Annotated in this window: 29 protein-coding genes; 17 read left to right on the forward strand and 12 right to left on the reverse strand. The window is 67.0% G+C overall.

What is annotated here, in order from left to right:
• Nucleotides 1-2: 2 nt before the first annotated feature.
• From KAK88_RS14245 to KAK88_RS14260, 4 genes are all read right to left on the reverse strand, one after another.
• Nucleotides 3-890 (reverse strand): fasciclin domain-containing protein, encoded by an 888-nt coding sequence (locus KAK88_RS14245; RefSeq protein WP_242077132.1) that lies wholly within the window; start codon nt 888-890, stop codon nt 3-5.
• A 204-nt stretch (nt 891-1,094) separates the two neighbouring features.
• Nucleotides 1,095-1,973, reverse strand: a complete 879-nt coding sequence (locus KAK88_RS14250; protein WP_242077133.1) for a 4-(cytidine 5'-diphospho)-2-C-methyl-D-erythritol kinase — start codon at nt 1,971-1,973, stop codon at nt 1,095-1,097.
• Nucleotides 1,974-1,976: 3 nt separating this feature from the next.
• Nucleotides 1,977-3,854: a tetratricopeptide repeat protein gene (locus KAK88_RS14255; RefSeq protein WP_242077134.1), complete on the reverse strand. Its 1,878-nt coding sequence runs from the start codon at nt 3,852-3,854 to the stop codon at nt 1,977-1,979.
• A 64-nt stretch (nt 3,855-3,918) separates the two neighbouring features.
• Nucleotides 3,919-5,574 (reverse strand): electron transfer flavoprotein-ubiquinone oxidoreductase, encoded by a 1,656-nt coding sequence (locus tag KAK88_RS14260; protein ID WP_242078609.1) that lies wholly within the window; start codon nt 5,572-5,574, stop codon nt 3,919-3,921.
• Nucleotides 5,575-5,769: 195 nt separating this feature from the next.
• Here KAK88_RS14260 and KAK88_RS14265 point away from each other — a divergent pair, with 195 nt between their 5' ends.
• Nucleotides 5,770-6,582 (forward strand): uracil-DNA glycosylase, encoded by an 813-nt coding sequence (locus tag KAK88_RS14265; RefSeq protein WP_242077135.1) that lies wholly within the window; start codon nt 5,770-5,772, stop codon nt 6,580-6,582.
• A gap of 84 nt (nt 6,583-6,666) precedes the next feature.
• Entirely contained in the window at nt 6,667-8,352 is a 1,686-nt protein-coding gene (locus KAK88_RS14270) for a lytic transglycosylase domain-containing protein (protein WP_242077136.1), read from the forward strand.
• Nucleotides 8,353-8,355: 3 nt separating this feature from the next.
• Here KAK88_RS14270 and KAK88_RS16075 read toward each other — a convergent pair whose 3' ends face one another.
• Genes KAK88_RS16075 through KAK88_RS14280 form a run of 3 tightly spaced genes read right to left on the reverse strand, consistent with a single transcriptional unit; the run spans nt 8,356 to nt 9,534 of the window.
• The gene (locus KAK88_RS16075; RefSeq protein ID WP_276309710.1) at nt 8,356-8,487 is read right to left on the reverse strand and encodes a hypothetical protein; all 132 of its coding nucleotides are present in this window, start codon (nt 8,485-8,487) and stop codon (nt 8,356-8,358) included.
• 35 nt (nt 8,488-8,522) lie between these two features.
• A complete protein-coding gene (locus tag KAK88_RS14275; RefSeq protein WP_242077137.1) occupies nt 8,523-9,191 on the reverse strand; it encodes a glutathione S-transferase family protein in 669 nt (222 codons plus the stop codon).
• Between the two features lie 22 nt (nt 9,192-9,213).
• Nucleotides 9,214-9,534, reverse strand: a complete 321-nt coding sequence (locus KAK88_RS14280) for a DMT family transporter (protein WP_242077138.1) — start codon at nt 9,532-9,534, stop codon at nt 9,214-9,216.
• Nucleotides 9,535-9,696: 162 nt separating this feature from the next.
• Here KAK88_RS14280 and purB point away from each other — a divergent pair, with 162 nt between their 5' ends.
• The 4 genes from purB to KAK88_RS14300 all read left to right on the forward strand — a co-directional run bounded on the left by purB (nt 9,697) and on the right by KAK88_RS14300 (nt 13,018).
• Entirely contained in the window at nt 9,697-10,995 is a 1,299-nt protein-coding gene (purB, locus tag KAK88_RS14285; RefSeq protein ID WP_137722239.1) for an adenylosuccinate lyase, read from the forward strand.
• A 4-nt stretch (nt 10,996-10,999) separates the two neighbouring features.
• A complete protein-coding gene (locus tag KAK88_RS14290) occupies nt 11,000-11,731 on the forward strand; it encodes a 2OG-Fe(II) oxygenase (RefSeq protein WP_242077139.1) in 732 nt (243 codons plus the stop codon).
• Nucleotides 11,728-12,237 (forward strand): DNA-deoxyinosine glycosylase, encoded by a 510-nt coding sequence (locus KAK88_RS14295; RefSeq protein ID WP_242077140.1) that lies wholly within the window; start codon nt 11,728-11,730, stop codon nt 12,235-12,237. The genes KAK88_RS14290 and KAK88_RS14295 overlap by 4 nt, the downstream gene beginning before the upstream one ends.
• Nucleotides 12,238-12,385: 148 nt before the next feature.
• The gene (locus KAK88_RS14300; RefSeq protein ID WP_055752966.1) at nt 12,386-13,018 is read left to right on the forward strand and encodes a fasciclin domain-containing protein; all 633 of its coding nucleotides are present in this window, start codon (nt 12,386-12,388) and stop codon (nt 13,016-13,018) included.
• A 184-nt stretch (nt 13,019-13,202) separates the two neighbouring features.
• Here KAK88_RS14300 and KAK88_RS14305 read toward each other — a convergent pair whose 3' ends face one another.
• The gene (locus KAK88_RS14305; protein ID WP_039244540.1) at nt 13,203-13,526 is read right to left on the reverse strand and encodes a DUF1476 domain-containing protein; all 324 of its coding nucleotides are present in this window, start codon (nt 13,524-13,526) and stop codon (nt 13,203-13,205) included.
• Nucleotides 13,527-13,815: 289 nt separating this feature from the next.
• Between KAK88_RS14305 and purC the strand changes: the two genes are divergently transcribed.
• The 6 genes from purC (at nt 13,816) to KAK88_RS14335 (ending at nt 18,227) form a co-directional block, all read left to right on the forward strand.
• Nucleotides 13,816-14,574 (forward strand): phosphoribosylaminoimidazolesuccinocarboxamide synthase, encoded by a 759-nt coding sequence (purC, locus tag KAK88_RS14310; protein WP_039244425.1) that lies wholly within the window; start codon nt 13,816-13,818, stop codon nt 14,572-14,574.
• Nucleotides 14,574-14,825 (forward strand): phosphoribosylformylglycinamidine synthase subunit PurS, encoded by a 252-nt coding sequence (gene purS / locus KAK88_RS14315; RefSeq protein ID WP_055805975.1) that lies wholly within the window; start codon nt 14,574-14,576, stop codon nt 14,823-14,825. The genes purC and purS overlap by 1 nt, the downstream gene beginning before the upstream one ends.
• A 95-nt stretch (nt 14,826-14,920) precedes the next feature.
• Nucleotides 14,921-15,400, forward strand: a complete 480-nt coding sequence (locus KAK88_RS14320; RefSeq protein ID WP_242077141.1) for a YbhB/YbcL family Raf kinase inhibitor-like protein — start codon at nt 14,921-14,923, stop codon at nt 15,398-15,400.
• 60 nt (nt 15,401-15,460) lie between these two features.
• Nucleotides 15,461-16,663: an MFS transporter gene (locus tag KAK88_RS14325; protein ID WP_242077142.1), complete on the forward strand. Its 1,203-nt coding sequence runs from the start codon at nt 15,461-15,463 to the stop codon at nt 16,661-16,663.
• A 33-nt stretch (nt 16,664-16,696) separates the two neighbouring features.
• Nucleotides 16,697-17,359 carry a phosphoribosylformylglycinamidine synthase subunit PurQ gene (gene purQ / locus KAK88_RS14330; RefSeq protein WP_017504766.1) on the forward strand — a complete coding sequence of 221 codons (663 nt, stop codon included), beginning with the start codon at nt 16,697-16,699 and terminating at the stop codon, nt 17,357-17,359.
• 13 nt (nt 17,360-17,372) lie between these two features.
• Entirely contained in the window at nt 17,373-18,227 is an 855-nt protein-coding gene (locus tag KAK88_RS14335) for a hypothetical protein (protein WP_242077143.1), read from the forward strand.
• 6 nt (nt 18,228-18,233) lie between these two features.
• Here KAK88_RS14335 and KAK88_RS14340 read toward each other — a convergent pair whose 3' ends face one another.
• A complete protein-coding gene (locus tag KAK88_RS14340; RefSeq protein WP_242077144.1) occupies nt 18,234-18,434 on the reverse strand; it encodes a hypothetical protein in 201 nt (66 codons plus the stop codon).
• Between the two features lie 56 nt (nt 18,435-18,490).
• Complete coding sequence (locus KAK88_RS14345; protein ID WP_242077145.1) at nt 18,491-18,910, reverse strand: hypothetical protein; 420 nt, start codon at nt 18,908-18,910, stop codon at nt 18,491-18,493.
• Nucleotides 18,911-18,985: 75 nt separating this feature from the next.
• Here KAK88_RS14345 and KAK88_RS14350 point away from each other — a divergent pair, with 75 nt between their 5' ends.
• On the forward strand, nt 18,986-19,783 hold the full coding sequence (locus KAK88_RS14350) for a hypothetical protein (protein WP_045809855.1): 798 nt from the start codon (nt 18,986-18,988) through the stop codon (nt 19,781-19,783).
• Between the two features lie 3 nt (nt 19,784-19,786).
• Here the strand turns inward: KAK88_RS14350 and KAK88_RS14355 are convergent, their stop codons facing one another.
• Both KAK88_RS14355 and KAK88_RS14360 read right to left on the reverse strand, forming a co-directional pair.
• Complete coding sequence (locus tag KAK88_RS14355; RefSeq protein ID WP_242077146.1) at nt 19,787-20,032, reverse strand: Tat pathway signal protein; 246 nt, start codon at nt 20,030-20,032, stop codon at nt 19,787-19,789.
• Nucleotides 20,029-20,169, reverse strand: coding sequence for a hypothetical protein (locus KAK88_RS14360; RefSeq protein ID WP_156146729.1), 141 nt, complete (start codon nt 20,167-20,169; stop codon nt 20,029-20,031). The genes KAK88_RS14355 and KAK88_RS14360 overlap by 4 nt, the downstream gene beginning before the upstream one ends.
• A gap of 110 nt (nt 20,170-20,279) precedes the next feature.
• Between KAK88_RS14360 and purL the strand changes: the two genes are divergently transcribed.
• From purL to KAK88_RS14380, 4 genes are all read left to right on the forward strand, one after another.
• Nucleotides 20,280-22,496: a phosphoribosylformylglycinamidine synthase subunit PurL gene (gene purL, locus KAK88_RS14365; protein ID WP_242077147.1), complete on the forward strand. Its 2,217-nt coding sequence runs from the start codon at nt 20,280-20,282 to the stop codon at nt 22,494-22,496.
• Nucleotides 22,493-22,942: a DUF305 domain-containing protein gene (locus KAK88_RS14370; RefSeq protein WP_242077148.1), complete on the forward strand. Its 450-nt coding sequence runs from the start codon at nt 22,493-22,495 to the stop codon at nt 22,940-22,942. Before purL ends, KAK88_RS14370 begins: the two co-directional genes overlap by 4 nt.
• Nucleotides 22,943-22,944: 2 nt before the next feature.
• Nucleotides 22,945-23,406 carry a hypothetical protein gene (locus tag KAK88_RS14375; RefSeq protein WP_242077149.1) on the forward strand — a complete coding sequence of 154 codons (462 nt, stop codon included), beginning with the start codon at nt 22,945-22,947 and terminating at the stop codon, nt 23,404-23,406.
• Between the two features lie 94 nt (nt 23,407-23,500).
• Nucleotides 23,501-24,892 (forward strand): cytochrome P450, encoded by a 1,392-nt coding sequence (locus KAK88_RS14380; RefSeq protein WP_242077150.1) that lies wholly within the window; start codon nt 23,501-23,503, stop codon nt 24,890-24,892.
• The last annotated feature ends 52 nt before the right edge of the window (nt 24,893-24,944 follow it).

The following is a 24,944-nucleotide window of genomic DNA, read 5'->3' on the forward strand; positions in this document are numbered from 1 at the left end:
GATCAGTTCGGGGTCGGCTTGGCTTCGGCCCCGCCGTCGGCGGCGGGGTCAGCCGCATCGACCGGCGGGGTGGCGGGGGTGTCGACCTGGCCATCGGTCGGGTTGACGACCGGCGAGGAGGACGTGGTCGTCGTCATCGCGGCGGGCTGGCCGTTCGGCGCGGTCGGGGCCGGGGTCGCTTCAGCAGCCGGGGTCGCCTCGGCGGCCGGAGCGGCGGCCTCGGTGGCTTCTTCATCGCCCATGGCGGCCATGGAGTTCGCCGGGTTCAGGACCTTGTCGATCGGGAAGATAGCGCCGTTCGAGGCGTCCAACTCAGCGCTGACGACGGTCGCGCCGTCAGCCTTGATGGCCGAACCCGTGCCGTCCAGCAGAACCTGACTCTCGGCGGCCGTCTCCACGCCGCCCTTCTTGCCCATGATCTGGTCGGGCGTCACGTCGGCGACGATGACGTGATACAGCAGCAGCTGGCGCAGTTCGGCGGCGTTGGCCGGGTCCATCAGACGCGTACGCTCGGCCTCGGGCACGGCGGCGAAGGCGGCGTCGGTCGGGGCGAAGATCGAGATGGCCGGGCGGCTGGCCAGGGTGTCGGTCAACTGGGCGGCGTCCAGCGCGGCCAGCAGGGTGGTGAACTGACCGCTGGCCTTCAGCTTGTCGACGACGGTTTCACCGGCGACGGGCGTGGTCGCCTCTGCAGTCGTGGTCGTGGTGGCGGCGGCTTCAGCCGTCGGCGCCGGCGTCTGCGGCATGGCCGGCATGGCCGGATCGGTTTGCGGCATGGTCGCCGGGGCGGGCGTCGTCGTGGTCGCCGGGGCGGTCATGTCCTGGGCGAATGCGGGGGCGGCCATCAGGCTGACGACGGCGGTGGCGGCAAGCAGTTTTGCACGAAGCATGGCGATTTCCTTTTTCCTGTTTGAGGATCGCCACGGGGGGAGACGGCGACCCGTTCCAGACATCGGAACTGCCGACTCAAATCAGAACGCCGTGATCTGGTTCCGAGATTTCGAAACAATGCGTAACGTTTGTGATGATCTGGGCGAGACCTGGGCGAAATCGCCGGTTTCGCAGTCTGATCGCCGGTATTCGGCCACAAAGCTTCAGCGTTGCTGTACGGACAGCTGTGTTGCTTTGGCCCAGGCCGTGGGATGTGCGGCGGACAGGGCGCGCGCAGCGGATTGGGCCGCGTCGTCGCTGGGATACAAACCAAACACCGTCGCTCCTGAGCCGGACATGCGGGTCAGGGCGACCTGATCGGTCGCCGCCATCGCCGACAGGGCTGCGCCGATCGCCGGCGTCAGCGCAAGCGCGGGCGCTTCAAGATCGTTGCGCTGGGCCGACAGCCAGTCGATGACGGCGGCGATGGACCAGTCCTGGGGCGGCGCGGGTGTATCGGCGGCCCGCACCGGCCCTGCATCATAGGCGCGATAGACGGCGCCGGTCGGCGAGGGGACGCCGGGGTTGAACAGCACGGCCGGCAGCGGCGGCAGGCGGGGCTCGTCCGTCAGCACGTCTCCCCTCCCCTCGGCCCAGGCCGTGCGCATTCGCAGACACATCGGCCCGTCCGCGCCGACGACGCCCGCGACCGCCTCAAGCGCGTGGTCGTCGAGATCGATCGCCAGGACGTCGCGCGCCAGCTTCAGCGCCGCGCCCGCATCGGAGGATCCGCCGCCCAGCCCCGCCGCGATGGGCAGGCGCTTGTCCAGCGAGACCTTCAGCTGCGGCTCTCCGATGCCGCAGGCCTCGCCCAGTCGGCGCAGCGCGCGCAGGATCAGATTGTCGTCCGTCACGCCCAGCCCGGCGCCGAAAGGCCCGTTGACCTTCAGCGACAGGCAATCCGCCGGCTCGACCGACACGCGATCCCCGACATCGGCGAACGCGACTAGGCTGGACAGCGGATGATAGCCGTCGGCGTCCACCGCGCCGACATGCAGGAACAGATTGATTTTGGCCGGCGCCAAGGCGGTCAGGGCGGGCATGACCTATTGCGCGACGCCTTGGGCGCTCGGCGCGCTGTCCAGCCCATTGGCGATCTTGCGTTCGACCTCGGCCCGGCGTTCGGGTTCGGGCTCCAGCACCAGGACGCGGTTCCACAGCCAGACGGCTTCGCGTTGACGGCCGACCTTCCAATAGGCGTCGCCGAGATGATCATTGATCTCGGCGTTGGACGGCTCCTTGTCGACAGCCTCTTCCAGCGTGTTGACGGCGGTTTCGTACTGGCCCTGTTTGAACTGCGCCCAGCCCAGCGAATCCTGGATGTTGCCGTTGTCGGGCTCCAGCGCATGGGCGCGGGCGATCATCTCGGCGCCTTCCTGAACTCGCAGCCCCTTATCGACCCAGAGATAGCCGAGGTAGTTCAGCATATCGGCGTCGTTCGGTGCGGTCTGAAGCGCGGCCCACAGTTCGGCCTCGGCCTCCGGAACACGACCCAGCGCCTCATAGGCGGCGCCGCGCAGGAAGTGGACGCTAGCGCCCTGATCGGCGGTGTTCAAAAGCGGCCCGTCCAGCAACGCAAGCGCCTCGTCATGCTGTTTCAGCTGCATCAACTGACCCGCCAGGACCAAGGCGATCTGCCGATCGTCGGGGCTGGCGGCCGCAGCGCGGCGTAGCTCGGTGAGCGCCTCCTGCGACTGGCCGTCTTCTTCCAGCGCCACGGCCAACTGGGCGCGGGCGGCGGCATAGAGTTTTGGATCGGCGGTCCCGACCCGCGACAGGGCGTTGCGGGCGGCGGATTTCAGACCGGCGCGCGAGAGGACCTGGGCCAGCTGATATTCCGTCTCGTCATCGTCGTGCAGGTTCTGGGCGAGGCGCAGATAGACGGCGGCGAACTCGTTGCCGCGCTCGGCCGAGGCCTGGGCGGCGGCGGTGATCAGGCCCTGGGCGGCGCCTTCGCGGAAATCGGGCAAGGCCGGCGGGCGGCCGCCGTCCTTCAGCCGCTGCAACGCGCGGGCGACGCCCGGATCGACGGGTTGCACCGCCATGGCGGCTTCATACAGGGCGACGGCGTCGTCGCGGCGTCCGCGCCGTTCCAGAAACTCGCCATAGGGGCGCTTGAACAGGGCGCCGACGCCGGCGACTTCGGAAGCGGCCTTCAGCTCGACCTCGGCCTCGGCATAGTCGCGACGCTTTTCCAGCAGGGCGGCGCGATTGATGCGGGCGAAGGCCAAAGTCAGGGGATCGCCGGCGGTTGGGACCGGCTGAAGCGCCCGGGTCCAGTCGCCCGCCGCAGCCGCGATCCACGGCGCGACCAGAAGACCGGCGCGCGCATGCGGGGCGCCGATGGGCTGACGCGCCAGTTCGGCGTTCGGCGTCCTGGCGTCGCCGCGCACGAAGTCCTGCACCAGCCGCACCAGCCGCCCGCCCTCGACGAACGCCGGAGACGCCGTCGCATCGGTCGGGGCCAGGGCGGCCGCTACGTCCAGATCGCCGGTCAGCAGGGCGGAGGTGAAGGCCTGTTCGCGCACGCGTGGCTGTTCCGGCGTCAGTCGTTCCGCCTGGGCCAGATAGTCCGAGCCGGTCGCCCCCTCGCCCTGCATCAGGGCCAGCTTGCCCGCCAGATACAGGCCATAGGCGCTGCGGCCCTCGGCGTTCGTCGGGATCGGCGCCCAGACGGCCGGGATCGCCGGCGTCGCGGGCGTGTCGGTGATGATGATGTGAGGATCGGGCGCGGCCTCGGTCGGCGCCTGACCTGGTGTGGCCTGGCCCGGCGCCGTCTGGCCCGGCTCCAGGATCACGGCCGGAGGATGGGTGTCCGGCGTCGGGGCGGGCGAGGTCGTTTCCTGAGCCGAGGCATGGCCGGCAAGCGCCACGGCGAGGACGGTCAGGGAGGCGGCGAACAGGCGAGAACGGGAGGCGATCATGCCCGGACCCTCCACGCTTTTGCAGCGGCGGGCAAGGGCGGAACACCGCCCCTGCCCCGTTCCGTCACATGTTCGGATAGTTGGGACCGCCGCCGCCCTCGGGCGTGGTCCAGACGATGTTCTGCGACGGATCCTTGATGTCGCAGGTTTTGCAGTGGACGCAGTTCTGAGCGTTGATGACGAAGCGCGGATCGGCCTTGGCCGCCTCGTCGCCATAGACGACCTCGTACACGCCAGCCGGGCAGTACAGCCGCGCCGGCTCGCCGTATTTGGGCAGGTTGACCCGGATCGGGATCGACGGATCCAGCAGCTTCAGGTGGGCCGGCTGGTCCTCGGCGTGATTGGTGTTGGAGATGAACACCGACGACAGCTTGTCGAACGACAGCTTGCCGTCCGGCTTGGGATAGGCGATCGCCTTGTGGTCGGCGGCCAGGCCGGTCGAGGCGGCGTCGGTCTTTTCGTGCTTCAGCGTCGGGATCGGCGACAGGCCGCCCAACAGGGTGCGGCACCACATATCGAACATGCCCAGCGCCCCGCCCAGCGTCGTGCCGAACTTGGACAGTAGCGGCTTGGCGTTCCGGACGACCGACAGCTCCTTATAGACCCAGCTCTTCTCGAAGGCGGTCTGGTATTCCACCAGTTCGTCACCCGCGCGCCCGGCCTGAACAGCGTCGTAAGCGGCGTCGGCGGCCAGCATGCCGGTCTTCATGGCGTTGTGGCTGCCCTTGATGCGGGGCACGTTCACGAAGCCGGCCGAACAGCCGATCAGCACACCGCCGGGGAAGCTCAGCTTCGGGATCGACTGCAGGCCGCCTTCGGTGATGGCGCGCGCGCCGTAGGAGATGCGTGTTCCGCCCTCCAGGTGCTGGGCGATCTCGGGGTGGTGCTTGAAGCGCTGGAACTCGTCGAAGGGCGACAGGAACGGGTTCTTGTAGTTCAGGTGAACCACATAGCCGACAGCCACGTAGCGATCGCCGAAGTGATACAGGAAGCTGCCGCCGCCGGTGTTTTCGTCCAGCGGCCAGCCGGTCGTGTGCTGGGCCAGGCCGGGCTGGTGCTTGTCGGCCGGGACCTGCCACAGCTCTTTCAGGCCGATGCCGTATTTCTGGGGCGACTTGCCGTCCTGAAGCTTGTGCCTGGCGATGATGGTCTTGGCCAGGGAGCCGCGCACGCCCTCGGCGATGAAGACGTACTTGCCGTGCAGTTCGATGCCGGGCTGGAAATCGCCGGTCGGCTTGCCCTCGCGGTCGATGCCGAAGACGCCGGCGACGACGCCCCTCACCTGACCCGTCTCTTCTTCCCAGACGACGTGGCTGGCGGCCATGCCGGGATAGACCTCGACGCCCAGCGCCTCGGCCTGCTCGCCCAGCCAGCGCGTGACGTTGCCCAGCGAGGCGATATAGCAGCCGTGATTGTGCATGAAGGGCGGCATCAGCGGCATCGGCAGCGACGCCGACCCCTGCGGGCCCAGCAGTAGGAACTTGTCCTTCGTGACCGGCGTCTCCAGCGGCGCGCCGCGTTCCTTCCAGTCGGGGAACAGCTCGTTCAGCGCCTTGGGATCGATGACCGCGCCCGACAGGATATGACCGCCGACCTCGGCCGCCTTTTCCAGAACGGCGACGGTGATTTCCTTGCCGTCCTTTTCCGCGCGCTGCTTCAGGCGGATGGCCGCCGACAGGCCGGCCGGGCCGCCGCCGACGATCACGACGTCATATTCCATGATCTCGCGCTCGACGCCGTTCAGCGCCTCCAGCGGCGGCAGATTGTCGATGATGGCGTCCTGACGGGCGTTTTCCGCGCCGCCTTCGATGGCGTCTTCGGCCATGGTTTCCCCTGAATCCCGGTTATCTGTGTGGTTATGCCGCTTATCGGAAGGTGACGCGAGGGCGGTCAAGGCTTATCGGTGGTTCGAGACATGAACGCGCAACCCCATGACATCGCTGCAGTCGAAAGCCTGCTCGCCTTCTGGCGGGATGCGGGGGTCGACGCCTGCTATGGCGATGCGCCCGTCGATCACACCCACATCGCCCCGCCGCCAGCCGTCAAGGCGGTGCAGAGGGCGACGGCCTCGGTTGTCATGCCCCTGGCCGGCGTCAACGCCGATGACGCCCTCGCCGAGGCGCGGCGGCTGGCCGCCGGCGCCGCGACGCTTCAAGATCTGGCGGCGGCGGTCGCGGCGTTCGAGGGCTGTCCGCTGCGCGGCATGGGTGCGACGCAGTCGGTGTTCGGACGCGGCAACCCCAACGCCTCGGTCCTGATTATCGGCGAAGGGCCCGGCGGGGATGAGGATCGGGCAGGCCAGCCCTTCGTCGGCAAGGCCGGGCAGCTGCTGGACCGGATGCTGGCGGCGGCGGGCCTGACCGACAAGGTCTTCATCACCAACACGGTCTTCTGGCGCCCGCCCGGCAACCGCACCCCCAGCCCGCAGGAACAGGCGGTGTGCGCGCCCTTCGTCGAGCGCGCCTTCGCCCTGCTGAAGCCCAGGGCCGTGCTGCTGCTGGGCGCAGCCTCGGCCAAGTCGGTGCTCGGCGCCGAGGAAGGCATCATGAAACTGCGCGGCGTCTGGAAGGAATGGCGCCTGCTGGAGGGGGCGGTGTCGGCGCCCGTCATGCCGACCCTGCATCCCGCCTTTTTGCTGCGTCAGCCGCAAGCCAAGCGGCAGGTGTGGGCTGATCTGCTTTCGCTGGCCGTTCGCCTTGAAACGGACTCGGTTGAAGAACAAGGCTAATCGCGGCATGTTCGCATGCTGACGACCGATCGCCATACACGCGCCTGTATCTTACGCGCGTCGCCAACGAGGGGGCCGCCGCTTATGTTTCTGTTCCGCCGCGCGATCCTCGCGTCGACGCTTGTCCTTGCGTTCTGCGCCGCCACGACGGCCGCGACCGCCGAGACGCCCTACGGATCAACCGCCGAGGCCGGAGCCGGTTCCGGGCGCCCCACCGCGCTGAGTTCGGCCGACAGAATCTCCTACACCACCGCCTTCGACGCCCTGCGACGCGGCGACATCGAGACGGCCCGCACGGCGGCCCGTCAGGCGCAGGACCGCGTGCTGCTGGGTCAGGTCGAGTTCGAAAGCCTGTTCCATCCCGATCATGTCGCCACCTACGAAGAGCTGACGGCTTGGCTTGAGACCTATTCGGATCTGCCGTGCGCGGACCGCGTTTATACGCTGGCGCTGCGTCGTCGCCCCGACGGCGCGCCCGAGCCGGTACGCCCTGGCGGCGTGCTGGGCCGCACCTGGAACAGCCTGGTCAGCGCCGTGTCCGGCGACGGCGGCGTCATCGATCCGGCCAAGGCGGCGCGCGTCGCCTACAACAACGACGACCTGACCGGGGCGTCGGCCCTGGGGCGCCAGATCGGCGATTGGTGGACGGTCGGCTTGGCGGAATGGCGTCTGGGCCAGTTCCACGAATCCTTCGCCGCCTTCGAACGCGTCGCCAACGATCCGACCGAGGATGCCTGGGTGCGCGCCGGCGCCGCCTTCTGGACCGCGCGCGCCGCCGCCCAGTCGGGGCGTCAGGACCGCGTCACCGACTATCTACGTCTGTCGGCCCAGTGGCCGGCCACCTTCTATGGCCAGATCGCCCTGCGTCAGCTCGGAGAAGAGCCGACGATCGAGAACATGGGCCCTCGCCCCTATGAGGCCGAGCCCCGCCTGCGTCGCGCCGCCTATGTGCCCCAGAGCGCCGCCGTCGAACCGACCGCCCTGGAAGCCTTCGTTCAGGCCGACGCCCGCGCCAAACGCACCGTCGCCTTCTATGAGGTCGGGCGCAACGCCGATGCCGAGACGGAACTGCGGTCCGGGCTGCGCACCGCCGTCGGCGATGCGGCCAAGATGTGGACGGCCCTGGCGCGCGCCATCCTGCCGGTCAACAACGGCGACGCCACGCGCATCGACGCGACGCGCTATCCCATCCCAGACCTAACGCCCGAAGGCGGATTCGTCATTGAGCGGGCGCTGGTCTACGCCCTGGCGCGCAAGGAAACCGACTTCAATCCCAACGCCCGCTCCAGCGTCGGCGCCTATGGGCTGATGCAGGTCATGCCGACGACGGCAGCCGAGATGACCGGCGATCGCACCTTCGTCTCGGACCCGACCAAGCTGCTGGTTCCGGCGGTCAACATGCGTCTGGGCCAGGCCTACATCAACAAGATGCTGGCCCTGCCGGCTTTCCAGGGCGATCTGCTGCGGGCCGTGGCCTCCTACAACGCCGGCCCTGGGCCGATGCTGGCGGCGGTCAGGAAGCTGGGCGCGGACGCCGATCCCCTGCTGCTGATCGAGACGATCGACGTGCCCCAGGCGCGCGACTACGTCGAAAAGGTCATGGCCAGCTACTGGATCTATCAGCGGCTGTTCGGCGGACCGCTGAAGACGCTGGACGCCGTGGCGTCGGGCGCGCGCGCCGTGCCGATGGCGCTGGATTACGTGGCCCCGCCGCCGCAGGCCGAGCCAGTCCTGATCGCCGAGACGACGCCCATCGCCGGCGCGCGCTGACTCTTAGAAGACCGCGAACAGCAGGCTGGCCCAGAACGCCGCCCCGACCAGGGCCGCAAGCCCATAGGCCATGACGGGATTGAGGCCACGCGCAGCGGCTTGGGTCGAAGGGCTGGGCAGGACCGGGCGCGTCATCCCCATCGAAATAACAGCGTCCGCTTAACGCGGCGTCAGCCGGGATGGTTGTCGTGCGTTAAGCCCAGCGCGTCGGCTTCCCATTCAAGAAAATGCGGATGAGTCAGCAAGGTCTCGGCATAGGCCTGGGCCGCGCCGTCGTCTCCGTGGGCGGCGAGGTCCAGCTGGAAATGGCGGATGCGGGCGGCGACCGGCGTGAAGAAGGCGTCCGGCACGGACCAGTCGCCGAACAGATAGGGGCCGCCCGCGCCGAACCGCTCACGCAGGCTCCGCCACAGTTCGACGATCCGGCGCAAATCCTTGGCCAGTCCCGGATGGTCCGGCGCGAGCGCCCGGCTGGGGCCGACCATCCAGTGATCCGGGCCGGTGGAACAGGCCGTGCGCAAGGCGGTGAAGCCGCCATGCATCTCGCACGCCGCCGAACGCGCCAGCCAGCGCGCATGGGCGTCCGACGGCCACAGGCGGGCTTCCGGATAGCGTTCGGCCGCCCAGACGGCGATGGCCATCGAATCCCAGATCACCTCGCCCTCGACCTTCAGCACCGGGACGAGACCGGACGGCGAATGCTCGCGGATGCGCTGATCGGTGTCGGGCTGGTTCAGTGGCACGAGGATCTCGTCAAAGGTCGCGCCGCAATGTTTCAGCACCAGCCACGGCCGCAGCGACCACGTCGAATAGGCCTTGTCGCCGATCACCAGTTCCATCACGCGTCTCCTGTCGCCGCCATCAATGGCTCTCCGCCAGCTTCAGCACAACCAGGCCCGATGCGACCAGGGCGACGCCCGCGATCCTGAGCGGCGTCAGCGGCTCGCCCAGAAAGACCGCGCCCACCACAAAGGCGCCGACTGCGCCGATGCCGGTCCAGATGACGTAGGCCGTGCCCAGAGGCAGGGTCTTCATCGCCAGCGACAGCAGACCGAAAGAGCCGATCATGAAGACGATCATGCCCACAGTCGGCCAAGGCTTGGTGAAACCGGCCGACGCCTTCATCAGGAACGCCCAGACGACTTCGAGCAGACCGGCGAAAAGAAGGAATACCCAGGCCATGACATTCTCCCTGCATGGCGTCGGGTCGTCCCGGCGTTGGTCCCATGTGGGGGAGGTCGTCCTCCTGAAAGCGCGCTGAATCTGGGACAACAGCCGGCAAAGTCAACCTCGCCGCCCCGCAAACCTTGACTCCGCGCCCCCCACGACCGACACGACCCGCCCATGATCACGCGCTACTCCCGCCCCGTCGCCGCCGCTATCTGGTCCCAGGAAACCAAGTACAAGATCTGGTTCGAGATCGAGGCCCACGCCGCCACGAAGATGGCCGAACTGGGCGTGATCCCCAAGGAATCGGCCGACGCCATCTGGGCCAAGGGCAAGGATGCGACCTTCGACGCCGACCGCATCGACGAGATCGAACGCACCACAAAACACGACGTCATCGCCTTCCTGACGCACGTCGCCGAGATCGTCGGCGAGGAAGCGCGCTTCCTGCACCAGGGCATGACGTCTTCGGATGTGCTGGACACCTGTTTCGCGGTTCAGCTGGCGCGCTCGTCGGACCTGCTGATCGAGGGGGTCGACCGGGTTCTGGCCGCGCTGGAAACCCGCGCTAAGGAGCATAAATACACTCCGACCGTGGGCCGTTCGCACGGCATCCACGCCGAGCCGGTGACCTTTGGCCTGAAGCTGGCCGGCTATCACGCCGAGTTCCAACGCGCCAAACGCCGCCTGATCACCGCCAAGGAAGAGATCGCCACCTGCGCCATCTCGGGCGCCGTCGGCACCTTCGCCAATGTCGATCCGGCGGTCGAACAATATGTCGCCGACCAGATGGGCCTGACCGTCGAGCCGGTCTCGACCCAGGTCATCCCGCGCGACCGTCACGCCGCATTTTTCGCCGCGCTTGGCGTGGTCGCCAGCTCGGTCGAACGTCTCGCCGTCGAAATCCGCCACCTGCAACGCACCGAAGTCCTCGAAGCCGAGGAGTTCTTCGACAAGGGTCAGAAGGGCTCGTCGGCCATGCCGCACAAGCGCAACCCGATCCTGACCGAGAACCTGACCGGCCTGGCGCGTCTGGTCCGTTCGGCCGTGACGCCCGCCATGGAGAACGTCGCCCTGTGGCATGAGCGGGACATCAGCCACTCCTCGGTCGAGCGCGGCATCGGCCCCGACGCCACCATCCACCTGGACTTCGCCCTGCACCGTCTGGCCAATGTGGTCGAGCGGCTGAACGTGTACCCTGAGAACATGCAGAAGAACATCGACCGCCTGGGCGGTCTGGTGCACTCTCAGCGGGTGATGCTGGCCCTGACCCAGGCCGGCGTGTCGCGCGAAGACGCCTATGCCGCCGTGCAGGAGAACGCCATGAAGGTCTGGCGCGGCGAGGGCGCCTTCCTGGATTTCCTGAAGGCCGACGACCGCGTCACCCTGCCCGCCGACCAGCTCGAAGCCCTGTTCGACCTCGGCTACCACACCAAGAACGTGGACGTGGTGTTTAAGCGGGTGTTCGGAGACTGACGTCATGAGCGAGCGCACGATCCGGCTCAATCCCCGGCTCGATCCCCGCGACTATGCGGCGGCCTATGCACGCGACGGCATGGTGCAGGTTCCCGACCTGCTGGACGCGGCCAGCGCTGATTGGCTTGAGCTCGCTCTCGAACACGACACGGCTTGGCATTTGTCATTGAAGACGGCGGAGGGCGGCAAGCTGCTGTCGCCGCAAGACATGCAGGCCATGGGCCGCGATGCGATCGGCGCCCAGATACAGCGCGCGCTGGCGGAGGGTCGCGACGGCTTCTCTTTCATCTATCTGGCTTATCCGATCATCACGACCTTGCTGACCGGCAAGGACGAAGGCCATGCGACGCACGCCCTGGTGCAGTTTTTCAACGACACGCCTTTCACCACATTCGCCAAAGCCGTGACCGGCGAAGCGAGCGTGACCAAGATCGACGCGCAAGCCACCTGGTTCCGGCCCGGCGACTTCCTGACCCAGCACGACGACACAGGCGTCGGCGAGCGGCGGGCGGCCTATACGTTGGGGCTGTCGCGCGATTGGCGGCCGGATTGGGGCGGCCAGTTGCTGTTTCACGACGCCAACGGCGATGTCGAGCGCGGCTTCAAGCCGGGTTTCAATGTCTGGACGGTGTTCAAGACGCCCCGCCAGCATTCTGTCGCACCAGTCGCCGCCTACGCCGGCGGCAAGCGCCGCTCGATCACCGGCTGGCTGCGCGACGACCCGCCGGTCAAGTGACGGACGACACGGGCGATCGCCGGCTGGGGTTTGCACCCGTCGTCGATACGGAAACCCGGTTGCTGATCCTGGGCAGTTTGCCCGGCGACGCCTCGTTGAAGGCGGCGCAGTACTACGCCCATCCGCGCAACGCCTTTTGGCCCCTGATCGGCGGTGTGTTGGGCGAGGACTTGGCGGGACAACCGTATGAGAAGCGCATCGAACGCTTGAAAGCGCGCGGCGTGGGACTGTGGGATGTGATTGCTTCGGCAGAACGGTCGGGCAGTCTCGATGCGGCGATCCGCTCGCCGGAGGCAGCCGATCTGCGCGGACTGATCGGGGGCTTGCCCCGGCTGAGGGCGGTCGCCTTCAACGGAAAGCTGGCGGCCAAGCTGGGACGGCGCATTATCGGCGACGTCGCAGGGGTTCGCCTTATCGACCTGCCTTCATCCAGCCCAGCTCATGCGATTCCACTGGCAGGCAAAGCGAACAGCTGGAATTCATTGACTGATCTTATTGAACGATAGGTCTCTTGCTGCAACGCAGCATAGAATTGCGAGTGAAAACTCAATGGCGAAGCTGCGATATCTTGTCGCGCGGAATGCATCCATTGTGAGGTGTCACGCGTAACGTTCCCGTTACCGCCTTGAGAGCGGCCCAAAGGGAACGAAACACATGACCAAACTTCGCAATCTTATGCTCGTCGCTGTCTCCGGCGGCGCGCTGATGGCGCTCGGCGCCTGCGGCAACAACGAGCCGGCCGCCACGACGCCGGCGGAATCGACCGCCATGGCCCCGGCCGACGGCGCCGCCATGGCCCCCGCGACTGACCCGATGGTGGGCGGCGCTGCCATGAGCCCGAACGAGACGATCGTCGCCAACGCCTCCAAAGCCTCCAATCTGACCACCCTGGTCGCCGCCGTGAAGGCCGCCGGCCTGGTCGACACCCTGCAAGGCGCGGGTCCGTTCACGGTCTTCGCCCCTGACAACGCCGCCTTCGAAAAGATCCCCGAGGCGACGCGCACCAGCCTGATGCAGCCGGCGATGAAGGCTGATCTGACCAAGATCCTGACCTACCACGTGGTCGCCGGTCGTTTGACGGCCGCCGATATCGCCGCCCAGGCCGAGGCCAACGGCGGCACCGCCACGCTGAAGACGGTTCAGGGTGAAGAACTGAAGGTTTCGGCCGGCCCGAATAACACCTGGGTCATCACCGACGCCAAGGGCGGCAAGTCCACGATCACACAGGCCGACGTGGGCCAATCGAACGGCGTCGTCCACGTCGTCGACACGGTTCTGATGCCGTAAAAAATATTTGGTTTCGGGCGGCGACGCCTGAAACCAAATCTCGGCCCTGGTGTTCTTCAGGGGCGCGAGACGCACAGTACGCCGGGTGAAACATCCCCCAACGTCCCCGGCAAGAAGAAAGGGCCGCACTTTCCCCCGGGTGCGGCCCTTTCGAATTCTCAGATCAGTTCGAAGACCGAGGCGATTACTCGCCGGCGCGGATCTGCTCGCGGGCGATCGAGGCCAGCTCGTCGATCTTGGAGCGAATCTCGCCCTCCGAGACCGACAGGCCCGAGGCCTTGAAGTCGCCGGCGACCTTGCGGAACACGTCCTCGTCTCCCGGCTGCTCGAAATCGGCGCGCACCACGGCGGCGGCGTACTGGTCCGCGCTTTCGCTTGACAGGCCCATCTTTTCCGCAGCCCAAAGGCCCAGCATCCGGTTGCGCCGGGCGATGGCCTTGAACTCCTGCTCCTGATCGAGGGCGTATTTGGCTTCGAAGGCCTTTTCCCGATCGTCGAAGGTCGTCATTTCGCTCAGCAAAGCTCCGTCCACCCCGCTAACGTCGGGGCAAGCGCCGTCTATAGACCGCCCGCCCGCGAACGCAACCTGACTTGCGTCGCATGGACATCCTGTCCCCAATGAATGCGCCGCCGGCCATCCTCATTTGTATCGAGGGCCGCCTTCGGCTAAGGAGACCCCGAACGAGATTGACTGCCCGAACGATTCCGAAACGCGCCGCCAGGACCGGGGCTTCCCCCTCCACATATGGCCGCGCGATTTTTGTTTCTGGAGGGCGCCCGTAAGCCGGGACCGGACCATGAACAGCAAGCGCAAGAAGATCTACGAAGGCAAGGCCAAGATCCTTTACGAAGGACCCGAGCCCGGCACCCTGATCCAGTATTTCAAGGACGACGCCACCGCCTTCAACGCGCAGAAAAAGGCCGTTCTCGAAGGCAAGGGCGTGGTGAACAACCAGATCAGCGAGTTCATCATGTCACGCCTGAACGGCATCGGCGTGACCAACCACTTCATCAAGCGTCTGAACCTGCGCGAGCAGCTGATCCGCGAAGTCGAGATCATTCCGCTGGAAGTCGTGTGCCGCAACATCGTCGCCGGCTCGATGAGCCAGCGCCTGGGCATCGAGGAAGGCACGCCCCTGCCCCGCTCGATCATCGAATTCTACTACAAGAAGGACGAGCTCAACGACCCGATGGTCACCGAAGAGCACATCACCGCCTTCAACTGGGCCTCGACCCAGGAGCTGGACGACATGCTGGCGATGACGGTGCGGGTGAACGACTATCTGTCAGGCCTGTTCAGCGCCGTCGGCATCACCCTAGTGGACTTCAAGATCGAGTTCGGCCGGGTGTGGGAAAACGACTTCAGCCGCGTCCTGCTGGCCGACGAGATCAGCCCCGACAGCTGCCGCCTGTGGGACGCCTCGACCGGCGAGAAGCTGGACAAGGACCGTTTCCGCCGAGACCTGGGCAACGTCATTGAAAGCTATACCGAAGTCGCGCGTCGCCTGGGCATCATGAAGGGCATGCCGACGGTGATCCAGGGAGGACTGCACTGATGGCCCCAACCGCTTCAAGCAAGGTGAAAGTTCACGTCTTCCTCAAGCCCGGCGTCTTGGACGTTCAGGGCAAGGCCGTCGAAGGCGCCCTGCAGGGTCTGGGTTGGTCGGGCGTCTCCAACGCCCGCGTCGGCAAGCTGATCGAATTCGACCTCGCCGGCGCAGAAGACCCGCAAGGCGAAGCCAAGAAGATGTGCGAGCAGCTTCTCGCCAACACGGTGATCGAAAGCTACCGCATCGAGGCGGCGTAAAGCCTGCTGCTCCTCTCCCATGTCGCGGGAAGGAGACGGTTGCATCCTTCGGCATCGACGCCAGTTTAGCAGACGGCTTAATTGACGGAGCGCCCATGACCTTCACGCTTACCTCCACCGATATCCAGGACGGCGGCGTGCTGCCGGACGCCCAGGTTCACGCCAAGGGCAATCAATCGCCCCAACTGTCATGGTCCGGTGCGCCGGAGGGCACCAAGAGCTATACGATCACCTGCTATGATCCCGATGCGCCGACTGGTTCGGGCTTCTGGCATTGGACGGTGGCCAATATTCCCGCGGATGTGACAGAGCTGCCGGCCGGCGCCGGCTCGCCGGGCGGGCATCTGCCCCACAGCGCCATCCAGGGCCGCACCGACTATGGTCAGCCCGGTTTCGGCGGCGCCGCCCCGCCGCCTGGCCACGGCCCGCACCGCTACATCTTCACCGTCTTCGCCGTGGATGTTGAGAGCTTGGACGTGACGGCCGACAACTCCGGCGCCGTGTTCGGCTTCAACCTGCATTTCCACACCCTGGCCAAGGCGTCGATCACGGCGACCTACGAAAACAAAGCGTGATCGGCGCCGGGCGGCGTCGCCCTTGTGGCGTCATGAACGCTGATTAGTTTGCAGCGCAACATGACCGACGCCGCCCTCGACACTCCCCTTCCCGCCCGCTCGCGCGGGGCGGTGGCCCTCGTGCTGATCGCCCTAGCCATGGGCGGGTTCGCGATCGGTGTGACCGAGTTCGCGGCCATGAGCATCCTGCCAGACTTCGCCGCCGGGCTCGGCGTCGATGCGCCGACCGCCGGCCACGTCATCAGCGCCTATGCCGCCGGCGTCGTGGTCGGCGCGCCGATCCTGGCGGTCTTAGGCGCGCGCTACCCGCGCTGGCTGCTATTGATCGCCTTCATGGCCCTGTTCGCCATCGGCAATGTGGCCAGCGCCCTGGCCCCGACCTATCACTGGATGCTGGTCTTCCGCTTCCTCAGCGGCCTGCCGCACGGGGCCTATTTCGGCGTGGCGGCCCTGGTCGCGGCCTCGATCGTGCCCCTGCATTTTCGCACGCGGGCGGTGTCGACCATCCTGATGGGACTGACGGTCGGCACCGTGCTGGGCGTTCCCGTCGTCAACATCATCAGCCATGCCCACGGCTGGCGCTGGACCTTCGCCATCGTCGGCGTACTGGCCGTTCTCACGATGGCGCTGGTCGCCCTGTTCGCGCCGCGCGATCCGGCCCACCCCGACGCCAGCCCCTGGCGCGAGCTGGGCGCCCTGAAGCGCAGCCAGGTCTGGCTGACGCTGGGTGTCGGCGCCATCGGCTTTGGCGGCATGTTTGCGGTTTACGCCTATCTGGCCTCGACGCTTGAGGCGGTGACGGGCGCCAGCTCCGGCGTGCTGCCTTGGGTCTTCGCCGTGTTCGGGGTCGGCATGTTCCTGGGCAATATCCTGGGCGCTTGGGCGGCGGATCATCTGGGGTTCAAGGCGGCGGGCGGCCTGTTGCTATGGAGTGCAGCGGCTCTGGCCCTCTATCCGCTGGCGGCGCCCCACCTGTGGGCCGTGATGGTCGTGGTCTTCCTGATCGGCGGCGGAGGCGGCCTGGGGTCGATCCTGCAGACGCGGCTGATGGACGTCGCCGGCGACGCCCAGACCCTGGCGGCGGCGCTCAACCATTCGGCGTTCAACACGGCCAACGCCATCGGCCCGCTCTTGGGCGGAATGGCGATCGCGGCCGGCTACGGTTGGGCCTCGACCGGCTGGGTCGGCATGGGCTTGTCGCTGGGCGGCTTCGTCATCTTCCTGATCGCCTGGCTGACGGGTCGCGCGCGCGCGACGGCCTGACAAGGTGAAAGAAGCCTGCTAAAGGCCCGCGCCATGAGCGCAGCCGTCATCGTCTTCCCCGGTTCCAACTGTGATCGCGACTGCAAGGTCGCCGTCGAACGCTCCACCGGCGAGCCGGTCTCGATGGTGTGGCACGCCGAGACCGAACTGCCCCAGGGTTTGGACCTGATCGTCATTCCCGGCGGCTTCTCCTACGGCGACTATCTGCGCTGCGGCGCCATGGCGGCCCAGTCGCCGGTGATGCAGGCGGTCAAGAAGGCCGCGGACGACGGCGTCGCCGTGGTCGGCATCTGCAACGGCTTCCAGATCCTGTGTGAAGCCGGAATGCTGCCCGGCGCCCTGCTGCGCAACAAGGGACTGAAATACGTCTGCAAGCCCATCGCCCTGACCGTCGCCAACGGCCAGACCCGCTTCACCGCCGGCTATCAGGGCCAGCGCGAAGTGACGATGACCCAAGGCAACGGCGACGGAAACTTCTTCGCCGACGCTGAGACCCTGGCCCGGATCGAGGGCGAGGGTCAGGTCGTCTTCCGCTACGTCGACAACCCCAACGGCTCGGTCAACGACATCGCCGGCATCCAGAACGCGCGCGGCAATGTCCTGGGCATGATGCCCCACCCGGACCGTGCCTTCGAAGCCGAACTCGGCTCCGCCGACGGCGCGACCCTTTTCCAGAGCATCTACGCTGCCGCTTGACGGCAATCGCAAGTTGGTGCGCATTGAGCGTATGCGCAGCCTTCTATCACTTTCCGCCTATCTCGTGGCGGTCGCCACCACCACCACCGCTGCCTTCGCGCAGGAGATCACGCCTCAGAGTGAAGACTGGACTCTCACTTCTGCCCCTGAACGCAAGGCGGTGCTGGCCACAATCGACTTCACCTCAGGCCTGACGATCGCAGCACGTTGCGTTGATAATGCGTACGACGTGCTGATCACCGGATTGCCTGAGGCCACGAGAGGTTCAACGTCGCGGGAACTCGGGATCCAGGCCGGCGATCAAGAACAGCCCTACACGTCCGTGTGGACTGTGGGCACGCAACGCAGCATGGCTTTCAGTCGCCTCCCTGCCGTGGTCGCCCGCGATTTGGCGAAAGGCGGCAAACTGCAGGTTATTGTGCCTGGAAACAACGGCGCGCCGCGCACGCGTTATGTGATGGAGCTTGATCCGTCGAGCACTGCTATCGAACAAACCTTGACGGCTTGTGGCCGGCCGATGGTTGATCCGCGCGAAACCCGAGCAGCCGAAGTTGACGGCAATGGTCAAGACGGACTGCCGAATACGGTTCAATGGCAAACAATGCCACGACCGGCCTTCCCAAATCCCGTCAGGGACAGATCTCCTCTTGAGGGTTACGTTGTGCTGTCTTGCGTCGTAACTGCCTCGGGCCAGTTGACTGAGTGCCAGCCCGAAAGCGAGCAGCCAGCAGGATATGATTTGTGGAAGGCGGTTGAGCGGTCGTTGCCGCGGGCACGGCTCAAGCTATCGGATGAGGCGTCGGCAGCGGGTTTGACATTGGCTGACCGGATGGTCCGCTTCTCAGTCAACTTCAAGGTTGAGCCCTAGATCCGGTCAGGCGTCCTTAACTTGAGAGCGACCGTCGGACAGGTCCACTGTCTGATCGTCTTCTCCGCTTTCGTCATCGAAAGCCCTTTCTCCCGGTTCGCGCTGGGCGGCCAGTTCGCGGGCGCCGACGCCTAGGCCTTGTTCGATAGCGCGGTTGGCGGCGACTTCGTCTTCGAGCGAGGGCTGGGTGTTGTCGGTATCGGCCATGATGGACTCCTGAGTGTGGATTGCCCCTCACAACCACGCGGTCGGGCCGATTGTTCCTAACGGCCGAAAAACGGCTCCAGACTGGCGCGCGACAGCGGGCGGAAGATCAGGAACTGACCGTCCACCGTCACCGTGACCTCATGCGCCTGAGGTCGCTGCAGCAGCGCGGGATCATCGAGCGACACGGCGCGACCTGAGGCGATATCGCGCGCATCCAGCGCCGGCATCGTCGGCCGCCCGTTCTCGTTGGCGAGCGCCGACAGGAAACCCCGCACCTCATTGGCCTGCTGCTGGGGCGTCAGGCCCGCGCGAACACGTGACCAGGCAGTCTGGACCGAGGTGGGCAGCGGCGCTCCGCTCGTCTGGGCGGACGCCTGGCCCGCTGCCACGATTATCGCGATCAACAGAGCCGGCAGGGAGGCTTTGAGCGTCATGTCGGTCAGGATGAGGCCGCCAGCCGCCAATGCAAGCTTCACTTTTCTGCCGCTCGCGGTGAACCTTCTGGCGTGGCGAGGCGTAAAGGCGGGAACACGCGTCGCACTGGAAATCGAATGTCCTCCATAATCCGTCCCACGCCCCGCCAACGCACCCGTCGTCTGGTCGTCCTGGCCGCCGCGCTCTTCGCCATCATCGTGCCCCTGGTTCAGAACCTGGCGGGCCTGGGCCTGAACCAGGCCGAGTTCGCCGCAGACGGCAACAGCACCCTGCGCGTTGCGGGCTACGCCTTCTCGATCTGGGGCCTGATCTATATCGGCATTCTGGCCTATGCGATCCGTCAGGCCCTGCCGCAGACGGGTGAAAGCCCGCTGCTGGGCCGGATGGGCCTGCCGTCCGCCGTCGCCTTCTTCGGCATCGGCTTCTGGATCATCGTCGCGGCCCTGAACCTGAAGGCCGCCAGCGTGGGCGTGATCTTCGCCTCGCTGATCGCGCTGTTGCTGCCGATGCTGGCCGTATCCGGCCATATCCGCGCGCTGCGGATGTTTGATCGCGAGCGCATCCTGCTGGTCTGGCCCCTGGCGGCCCTGGCGGGCTGGCTGACGGTGGCTGCGCCGTTGAACCTGATCACGACGGCGACCGCGTTCAACGCCCTGCCCGCCGCCCTGTCGCCTGACCTGTGGGCCATCGTCGCCATCGTGGCCGTCACGGTCGTCGCCCTGGCGGTGACCGCTGTGCTGCGCACCCTCGCCTATCCGCTGCCGACCGCCTGGGGTCTTCTGGGCGCGTTCGTCGCCGAACAGGCGGACAAGCCGACCGTCGCCTTCACGGCCCTGGCCGGCGCGATCGTCCTGCTGATCGGCGGCCTGCTGCTGACCTTCCGCCTGCGACCCGGCGTCGAACGCGCTCGCTAAGCCTCAGGGTTTGTCGGTGACCGCGTCGTCCTGAAGCGCGTGGTCATCGGCGCCCACGTCGAAGGCGCCGGTCTCGTCGAAGCCGACGCTGCCGACCCCGACAGCCGAGCCGGTCAGCCGCTGACGACGGCTGGCAAGCGCGGCTTCAGGCGCTGCGGCGTCCATCTCTGCGGTTGTTTCAGGATCGTTGGACCGATCCATCTGTTGGCCCGAGGCCGGGACGATGCGGTCGGTGTGCGGTTTGCTCACGCCTCGTCCTCCTCGGCGTCATCGGCCTGTTTCTGAGCCCGTTCGGCCAGGGCGGAGGCGCCGGCGTCGTCGGCGGCGATCTCCGGCAGGTCTTCGTCTTCGGGGGTGGCGGCGGGGTCGATAGGCGTGTCGGTCATGGCGGCTCCTTTGGCTGTCGCCGGGATCAACCACCTGCGATGGACGATGTTCCCCGATGTTGCGCCGCGCGGGCTGACATTCGGCCCATCTGCGGCTAGAAGCGCCGCCCATGAGCGCTCCGCAAAAGACCATGGCTGAATTGGCCGCCGAATACGGCCTGGCCCCCAATGAATATCAGGTCGTCCTCGACCGGCTGGGGCGCGAGCCCAACCATGTCGAGCTGGGCGTCTTCTCGGTCATGTGGTCCGAGCACTGCTCCTACAAGTCGTCCAAGATTCACCTGGGCAAGTTCCCCACGACCGGCGAGCGCGTCATCTGCGGGCCGGGCGAGAACGCCGGGGTGATCGACATCGACGACGGCGACGCCTGCATCTTCAAGATGGAAAGCCACAACCACCCGTCCTACATCGAACCCTACCAAGGTGCGGCGACGGGCGTGGGCGGCATCATGCGCGACGTCTTCACCATGGGCGCCCGCCCGGTGGCCCTGCTGAACGCCCTGCGCTTCGGCGATCCGTCGCACGAGAAGACCAAGCGACTGGTCAAGGGCGTGGTCTCCGGCATCGGCGGCTATGGCAACTGCGTCGGCGTGCCAACGGTCGCGGGCGAGACCAACTTCCACAAGGGTTACAACGGCAACATCCTGGTCAACGCCATGTGCGTGGGCCTGGCTCGCGCCGACGAGATCTATTATTCGGCCGCGCCCGAGGCTGGCCATGACGTGGTCTATTTCGGCTCCAAGACCGGCCGCGACGGCATCCACGGCGCCACCATGTCCTCGACCGAGTTCGACGACGAGTCGGAGGCCAAACGCCCCACGGTCCAGGTCGGCGACCCCTTCGCCGAAAAGCTGCTGATCGAGGCCACGCTTGAGCTGATGGCGTCCGGCGCCGTCGCCGCCATTCAGGACATGGGCGCGGCGGGCCTGACCTCCTCCTCCGTCGAAATGGCGGGCAAGGGCGGCGTCGGCATCGAACTGAACCTCGACAAGGTGCCCCAGCGCGAAACCGGCATGACGGCCTATGAGATGATGCTGTCGGAAAGCCAGGAGCGGATGCTGGCGGTGCTGAAGCCCGGCTATGAAGACGTCGGCTATCGCATCTTCCAGAAGTGGGGCCTGGACTTCGCCATCATCGGCATGACCACCGACACCGGCCATCTGGTGCTGAAGCATCACGGCGAAACCGTCTGCGACGTGCCGCTGGCGCCCCTGTTCGACGACGCGCCCCTGTATGACCGCCCGTGGGTCCAGCCGGAGCTTCAACCGAAACTGAACCACTCGGACATTCCCGCGCCCGAAAACTGGGCCGATGCGGTGATGAAGGTCGTCGCCTGCCCCGACATGGCCTCCAAGCGCTGGATCTGGGAACAGTACGACCGCCACGTCATGGCCGACACGCTGCAGGATTCCTCGACCGGCGCCGACGCCGGCGTGGTGCGCGTGCATGGCACGGACAAGGGTCTAGCTGTCACCTCGGACTGCACCCCCCGCTACGTCCAGAACGACCCCTATGAGGGCGGCAAACAGGCCGTGGCCGAGGCCTGGCGCAACCTGACTGCTGTGGGCAGCCGTCCGATCGCCATCACCGACAACCTGAACTTCGGCAACCCGCAGCGCCCGGAGATCATGGGCCAGATCGTTCGCGCCATCGACGGCATGGCCGAGGCCTGCCGCGAACTGGTGTTCCCGGTCGTGAGCGGAAACGTGTCGCTGTATAACGAGACCAACGGGGTTGCCATTCCGCCGACCCCGACCGTGGGCGCCGTCGGCCTGCTGCCCAACTACGACGTGGTGACCGGATTCTCGACCATGGCCGAGGGCGACGCTCTGGTCCTGATCGGCCAGACCCAGGGCGAACTGGGCGCCTCCATCTATCTGCGCGAGGTCCTGGGCCGCGAGGACGGCGCCCCCCCGCCCGTCGATCTGAAGCTGGAAAAGAAGACCGGCGACTTCGTTCGCGACCGGATCGAGGCCGGCGACCTGACCGTGGTCCACGACCTTTCGGACGGCGGCCTGATCGGCGCCGCCGCCGATCTGGTGCTGGCCTCATACGTCGGCGTGACCCTGGACGCCTCCAGCGCGGCCCACGCCCACATCTTCCTGTTCGCCGAGGACCAGGCCCGTTACCTGGTCGCCGTGCCCGACGCCGACGCCATCATCGCCAAGGCGCGCGAGGCCGGTCTGCATGCTTCGGTCGTCGGTCATGCGGGCGGAACCGCCTTCGCCTCCAAGGGAGAAAAGGGCGAACTGTTCAGCATCCCTGTCTCTCACCTGCGCGAATGGCACGAAGGCTGGATGCCGGGTTGGCTGGGCGACGCCGCATGATCCGCGTCCTGACGCCGCTCGCCTTGCTGGGCTTGCTCAGCGCCTGCGACGGCGGCGGCGATCCGGTGCAGCAGGCGCTGCGCGATACCTCCGCCGCCAACCAGGCCGCGGCGGCGCGCACGACCGAACAGATGGAAGCCGCCGGTCACGCCGGTCACGACATGGGCGGCCCCACGCCCGGCGTCACCCTTGGAGATCGGGCCTTCGCCGCCTCCGAGGCCGAGATGCACCGGAAGATGGCCGCCGCCTCGGGTCAGACGATCGACCAGGCCTATGTCGCCAAGATGATCGCCCACCACGAAGGCGCCGTCGCCATGGCCAAGGTCGCCCTGCGTGACAGCCGCGACCCGGAAATCCGCCGCATGGCCCAGAGCGTCGTCGATACGCAGACGCGCGAGATCGCCGAGATGAAGGCCTGGGCGCCGACCGCCTCTCCGGCGAACTGAGATTGGCCAAGGGACCCTATCGCGGCGGCGGAAAGCCAGCGGGGCCCACCCGCACCAAGGCCGCGTCGGCTGGGCGGCCGTCTTCCAAGCCTTCGCAGATCACCAGAGACGAGCTGAAGCATTTCGCCTTTCGTAATCGCTCGAAGGAGGCGTTTCTGGATGAGTTGAATCCCCTGCTACGCGCCTGTTTCAAGAGCGGCTTCACCCGTCCCAACGAGGTCGCCGGCCTACTGAACAAGGCGGGCAAGAGCACCGCCTGCGGCCAGCCGTGGACGCCTCACCTCGTCTGGGGTCTTCAACGCTTCCTTTTCGAACGGCGCGAAAAGAAGAGAGCGGCTCAAGCCGCTCCCCCCGCAGCGACGGTTTCGAAACCCGCCGTCTCCAGCCAGCGCGCGAAAGACCTGGCAGCTGAAGACATGACGCGGTTGCTCGCCGCGATCGGCAGGGCGCGCCCGTCGCGCTGACGTCGCATTGATCCTGCATGAACGCAGGCGCCGGATCGCGCGTTTCAGGACCAATGCGCCTGGCTGAACCGGCGACTTGAACAGGGAGCGTCTGATGGACGCGACGAACGCCGACACTGTCTTCCGCCCTGCGATACCGCCCCGGCGCGCGGGCAAGCCGCTGTCGCTGCTGCCCTTCCTGTGGATCAGCTGGCGCGATCCGATCCAGATGTGGTCCGAGCGGCATTTCACCGAACCGCAACTGCATGGATCCTCGGCCTTTGGCGAAATCCTCGTGGTCAGTCATCCCGAGGGCGTGCGGCACGTCCTGACCGAGAACGCCGCCAACTATGTGAAGGGCGATCTGCAACGGCGTGTGCTGGGACCGATGCTGGCGGAGGGCCTGCTGCTGACCGAGGGCGAGGTCTGGCGTCGCGCCCGGCGCATCCTCGCGCCCCTGTTCACCCCCGCCAAGATGGCGACCTTGAACGCAAGGATGGCCGAGGTCTGTCACGCGCGTGTGGCTGCCTGGTCGCTGTCGGCGCGCGGGCGGGTGCTGGATATCGACAGCGAGATGTCGGGCCTGACCTTCGACATTCTGTCGGCGACCATGTTCTCGGACGAGCTGGGCGGCGAGGCCCGCGGGTTCGAGCGGGCGCTGAACCAGTTTCTGGCCAACGGCGCGCGCATCGATCCGCTTGACGTGCTGGGCGCACCGGACTGGGCCCCGCGCCTGGGCCGCCTGGCCAGCTTCCGCTCGGCCCGCTTCTTCGAGCAGCGCGTGACGAAGCTGGTCGAGGCCCGCCGCGCCAAGATCGAGAGCGGCGACGCGCCGCCCGACGACCTGCTCAGCGCGCTTCTGCTGGCCCGCGACGAACACGGCGGTCCGGGCCTGAGCGACGAAGAGGTCGCGGCCAACATCCTGACCTTCATCCTGGCGGGACACGAGACCACGGCCCGCGCCCTGGGCTGGACCCTGCATCTGCTGTCGCGCCAGCCCGAGTATCTGGCCCGGCTCCAGGCCGAGGCCGACGCCTTCGACGTCTCCGATCCCAAATGGGCCGAGGCCTTGCCCTGGACCCGCGCCGTGCTGGAGGAGACGATGCGTCTGTTTCCGCCCGCCCCGACCATGGCCCGCAAGGCCCTGGCCGACGACGAGATCGGCGGACAGACGATCAAGGCCGGCGCCACCGTCATCATCTCGCCGTGGATCCTCCAGCGCCACCAGCTGCTGTGGGACGACCCCGACGCCTTCCGGCCCGAACGTTTTCTTCCGGAGAACCGAAAGGCCATCGATCGCTACGCCTACATCCCCTTCAGCGCCGGACCCCGCGTCTGCATCGGCGCCGCCTTCGCCCTGCAGGAGGCGATGATCGCGCTCGCCGCCATCCTTCGCGTCGCCGATGTCGAGGCTCTGACGACGGTGGAACCTCGCCCAGTTCACCAGATCACCCTGCGCAGCCGCGAGCCGATGCGGTTGAGGCTGAGGGCGCGGCGCAAGGGCTGACCAAGCGGCCCCGTCGCCGTTCCGCCACGAACCGTCTATAGGTCGCGCCATC

It is taken from the genome of Brevundimonas diminuta, assembly GCF_022654015.1.
GTDB classification, from domain to species: domain Bacteria; phylum Pseudomonadota; class Alphaproteobacteria; order Caulobacterales; family Caulobacteraceae; genus Brevundimonas; species Brevundimonas diminuta_C.

Bases quoted from the DNA above. Each gene is read 5' to 3' on its own strand.
- KAK88_RS14245 (WP_242077132.1), bottom strand. From the start codon at position 890: ATGCTTCGTGCAAAACTGCTTGCCGCCACCGCCGTCGTCAGCCTGATG.
- KAK88_RS14250 (WP_242077133.1), bottom strand. From the start codon at position 1,973: ATGCCCGCCCTGACCGCCTTGGCGCCGGCCAAAATCAATCTGTTCCTG.
- KAK88_RS14255 (WP_242077134.1), bottom strand. From the start codon at position 3,854: ATGATCGCCTCCCGTTCTCGCCTGTTCGCCGCCTCCCTGACCGTCCTC.
- KAK88_RS14260 (WP_242078609.1), bottom strand. From the start codon at position 5,574: ATGGAATATGACGTCGTGATCGTCGGCGGCGGCCCGGCCGGCCTGTCG.
- KAK88_RS14265 (WP_242077135.1), top strand. From the start codon at position 5,770: ATGAACGCGCAACCCCATGACATCGCTGCAGTCGAAAGCCTGCTCGCC.
- KAK88_RS14270 (WP_242077136.1), top strand. From the start codon at position 6,667: ATGTTTCTGTTCCGCCGCGCGATCCTCGCGTCGACGCTTGTCCTTGCG.
- KAK88_RS16075 (WP_276309710.1), bottom strand. From the start codon at position 8,487: ATGACGCGCCCGGTCCTGCCCAGCCCTTCGACCCAAGCCGCTGCGCGT.
- KAK88_RS14275 (WP_242077137.1), bottom strand. From the start codon at position 9,191: ATGGAACTGGTGATCGGCGACAAGGCCTATTCGACGTGGTCGCTGCGG.
- KAK88_RS14280 (WP_242077138.1), bottom strand. From the start codon at position 9,534: ATGGCCTGGGTATTCCTTCTTTTCGCCGGTCTGCTCGAAGTCGTCTGG.
- purB (WP_137722239.1), top strand. From the start codon at position 9,697: ATGATCACGCGCTACTCCCGCCCCGTCGCCGCCGCTATCTGGTCCCAG.
- KAK88_RS14290 (WP_242077139.1), top strand. From the start codon at position 11,000: ATGAGCGAGCGCACGATCCGGCTCAATCCCCGGCTCGATCCCCGCGAC.
- KAK88_RS14300 (WP_055752966.1), top strand. From the start codon at position 12,386: ATGACCAAACTTCGCAATCTTATGCTCGTCGCTGTCTCCGGCGGCGCG.
- KAK88_RS14305 (WP_039244540.1), bottom strand. From the start codon at position 13,526: ATGACGACCTTCGACGATCGGGAAAAGGCCTTCGAAGCCAAATACGCC.
- purC (WP_039244425.1), top strand. From the start codon at position 13,816: ATGAACAGCAAGCGCAAGAAGATCTACGAAGGCAAGGCCAAGATCCTT.
- purS (WP_055805975.1), top strand. From the start codon at position 14,574: ATGGCCCCAACCGCTTCAAGCAAGGTGAAAGTTCACGTCTTCCTCAAG.
- KAK88_RS14320 (WP_242077141.1), top strand. From the start codon at position 14,921: ATGACCTTCACGCTTACCTCCACCGATATCCAGGACGGCGGCGTGCTG.
- KAK88_RS14325 (WP_242077142.1), top strand. From the start codon at position 15,461: ATGACCGACGCCGCCCTCGACACTCCCCTTCCCGCCCGCTCGCGCGGG.
- purQ (WP_017504766.1), top strand. From the start codon at position 16,697: ATGAGCGCAGCCGTCATCGTCTTCCCCGGTTCCAACTGTGATCGCGAC.
- KAK88_RS14340 (WP_242077144.1), bottom strand. From the start codon at position 18,434: ATGGCCGATACCGACAACACCCAGCCCTCGCTCGAAGACGAAGTCGCC.
- KAK88_RS14350 (WP_045809855.1), top strand. From the start codon at position 18,986: ATGTCCTCCATAATCCGTCCCACGCCCCGCCAACGCACCCGTCGTCTG.
- KAK88_RS14360 (WP_156146729.1), bottom strand. From the start codon at position 20,169: ATGACCGACACGCCTATCGACCCCGCCGCCACCCCCGAAGACGAAGAC.
- purL (WP_242077147.1), top strand. From the start codon at position 20,280: ATGAGCGCTCCGCAAAAGACCATGGCTGAATTGGCCGCCGAATACGGC.
- KAK88_RS14370 (WP_242077148.1), top strand. From the start codon at position 22,493: ATGATCCGCGTCCTGACGCCGCTCGCCTTGCTGGGCTTGCTCAGCGCC.
- KAK88_RS14380 (WP_242077150.1), top strand. From the start codon at position 23,501: ATGGACGCGACGAACGCCGACACTGTCTTCCGCCCTGCGATACCGCCC.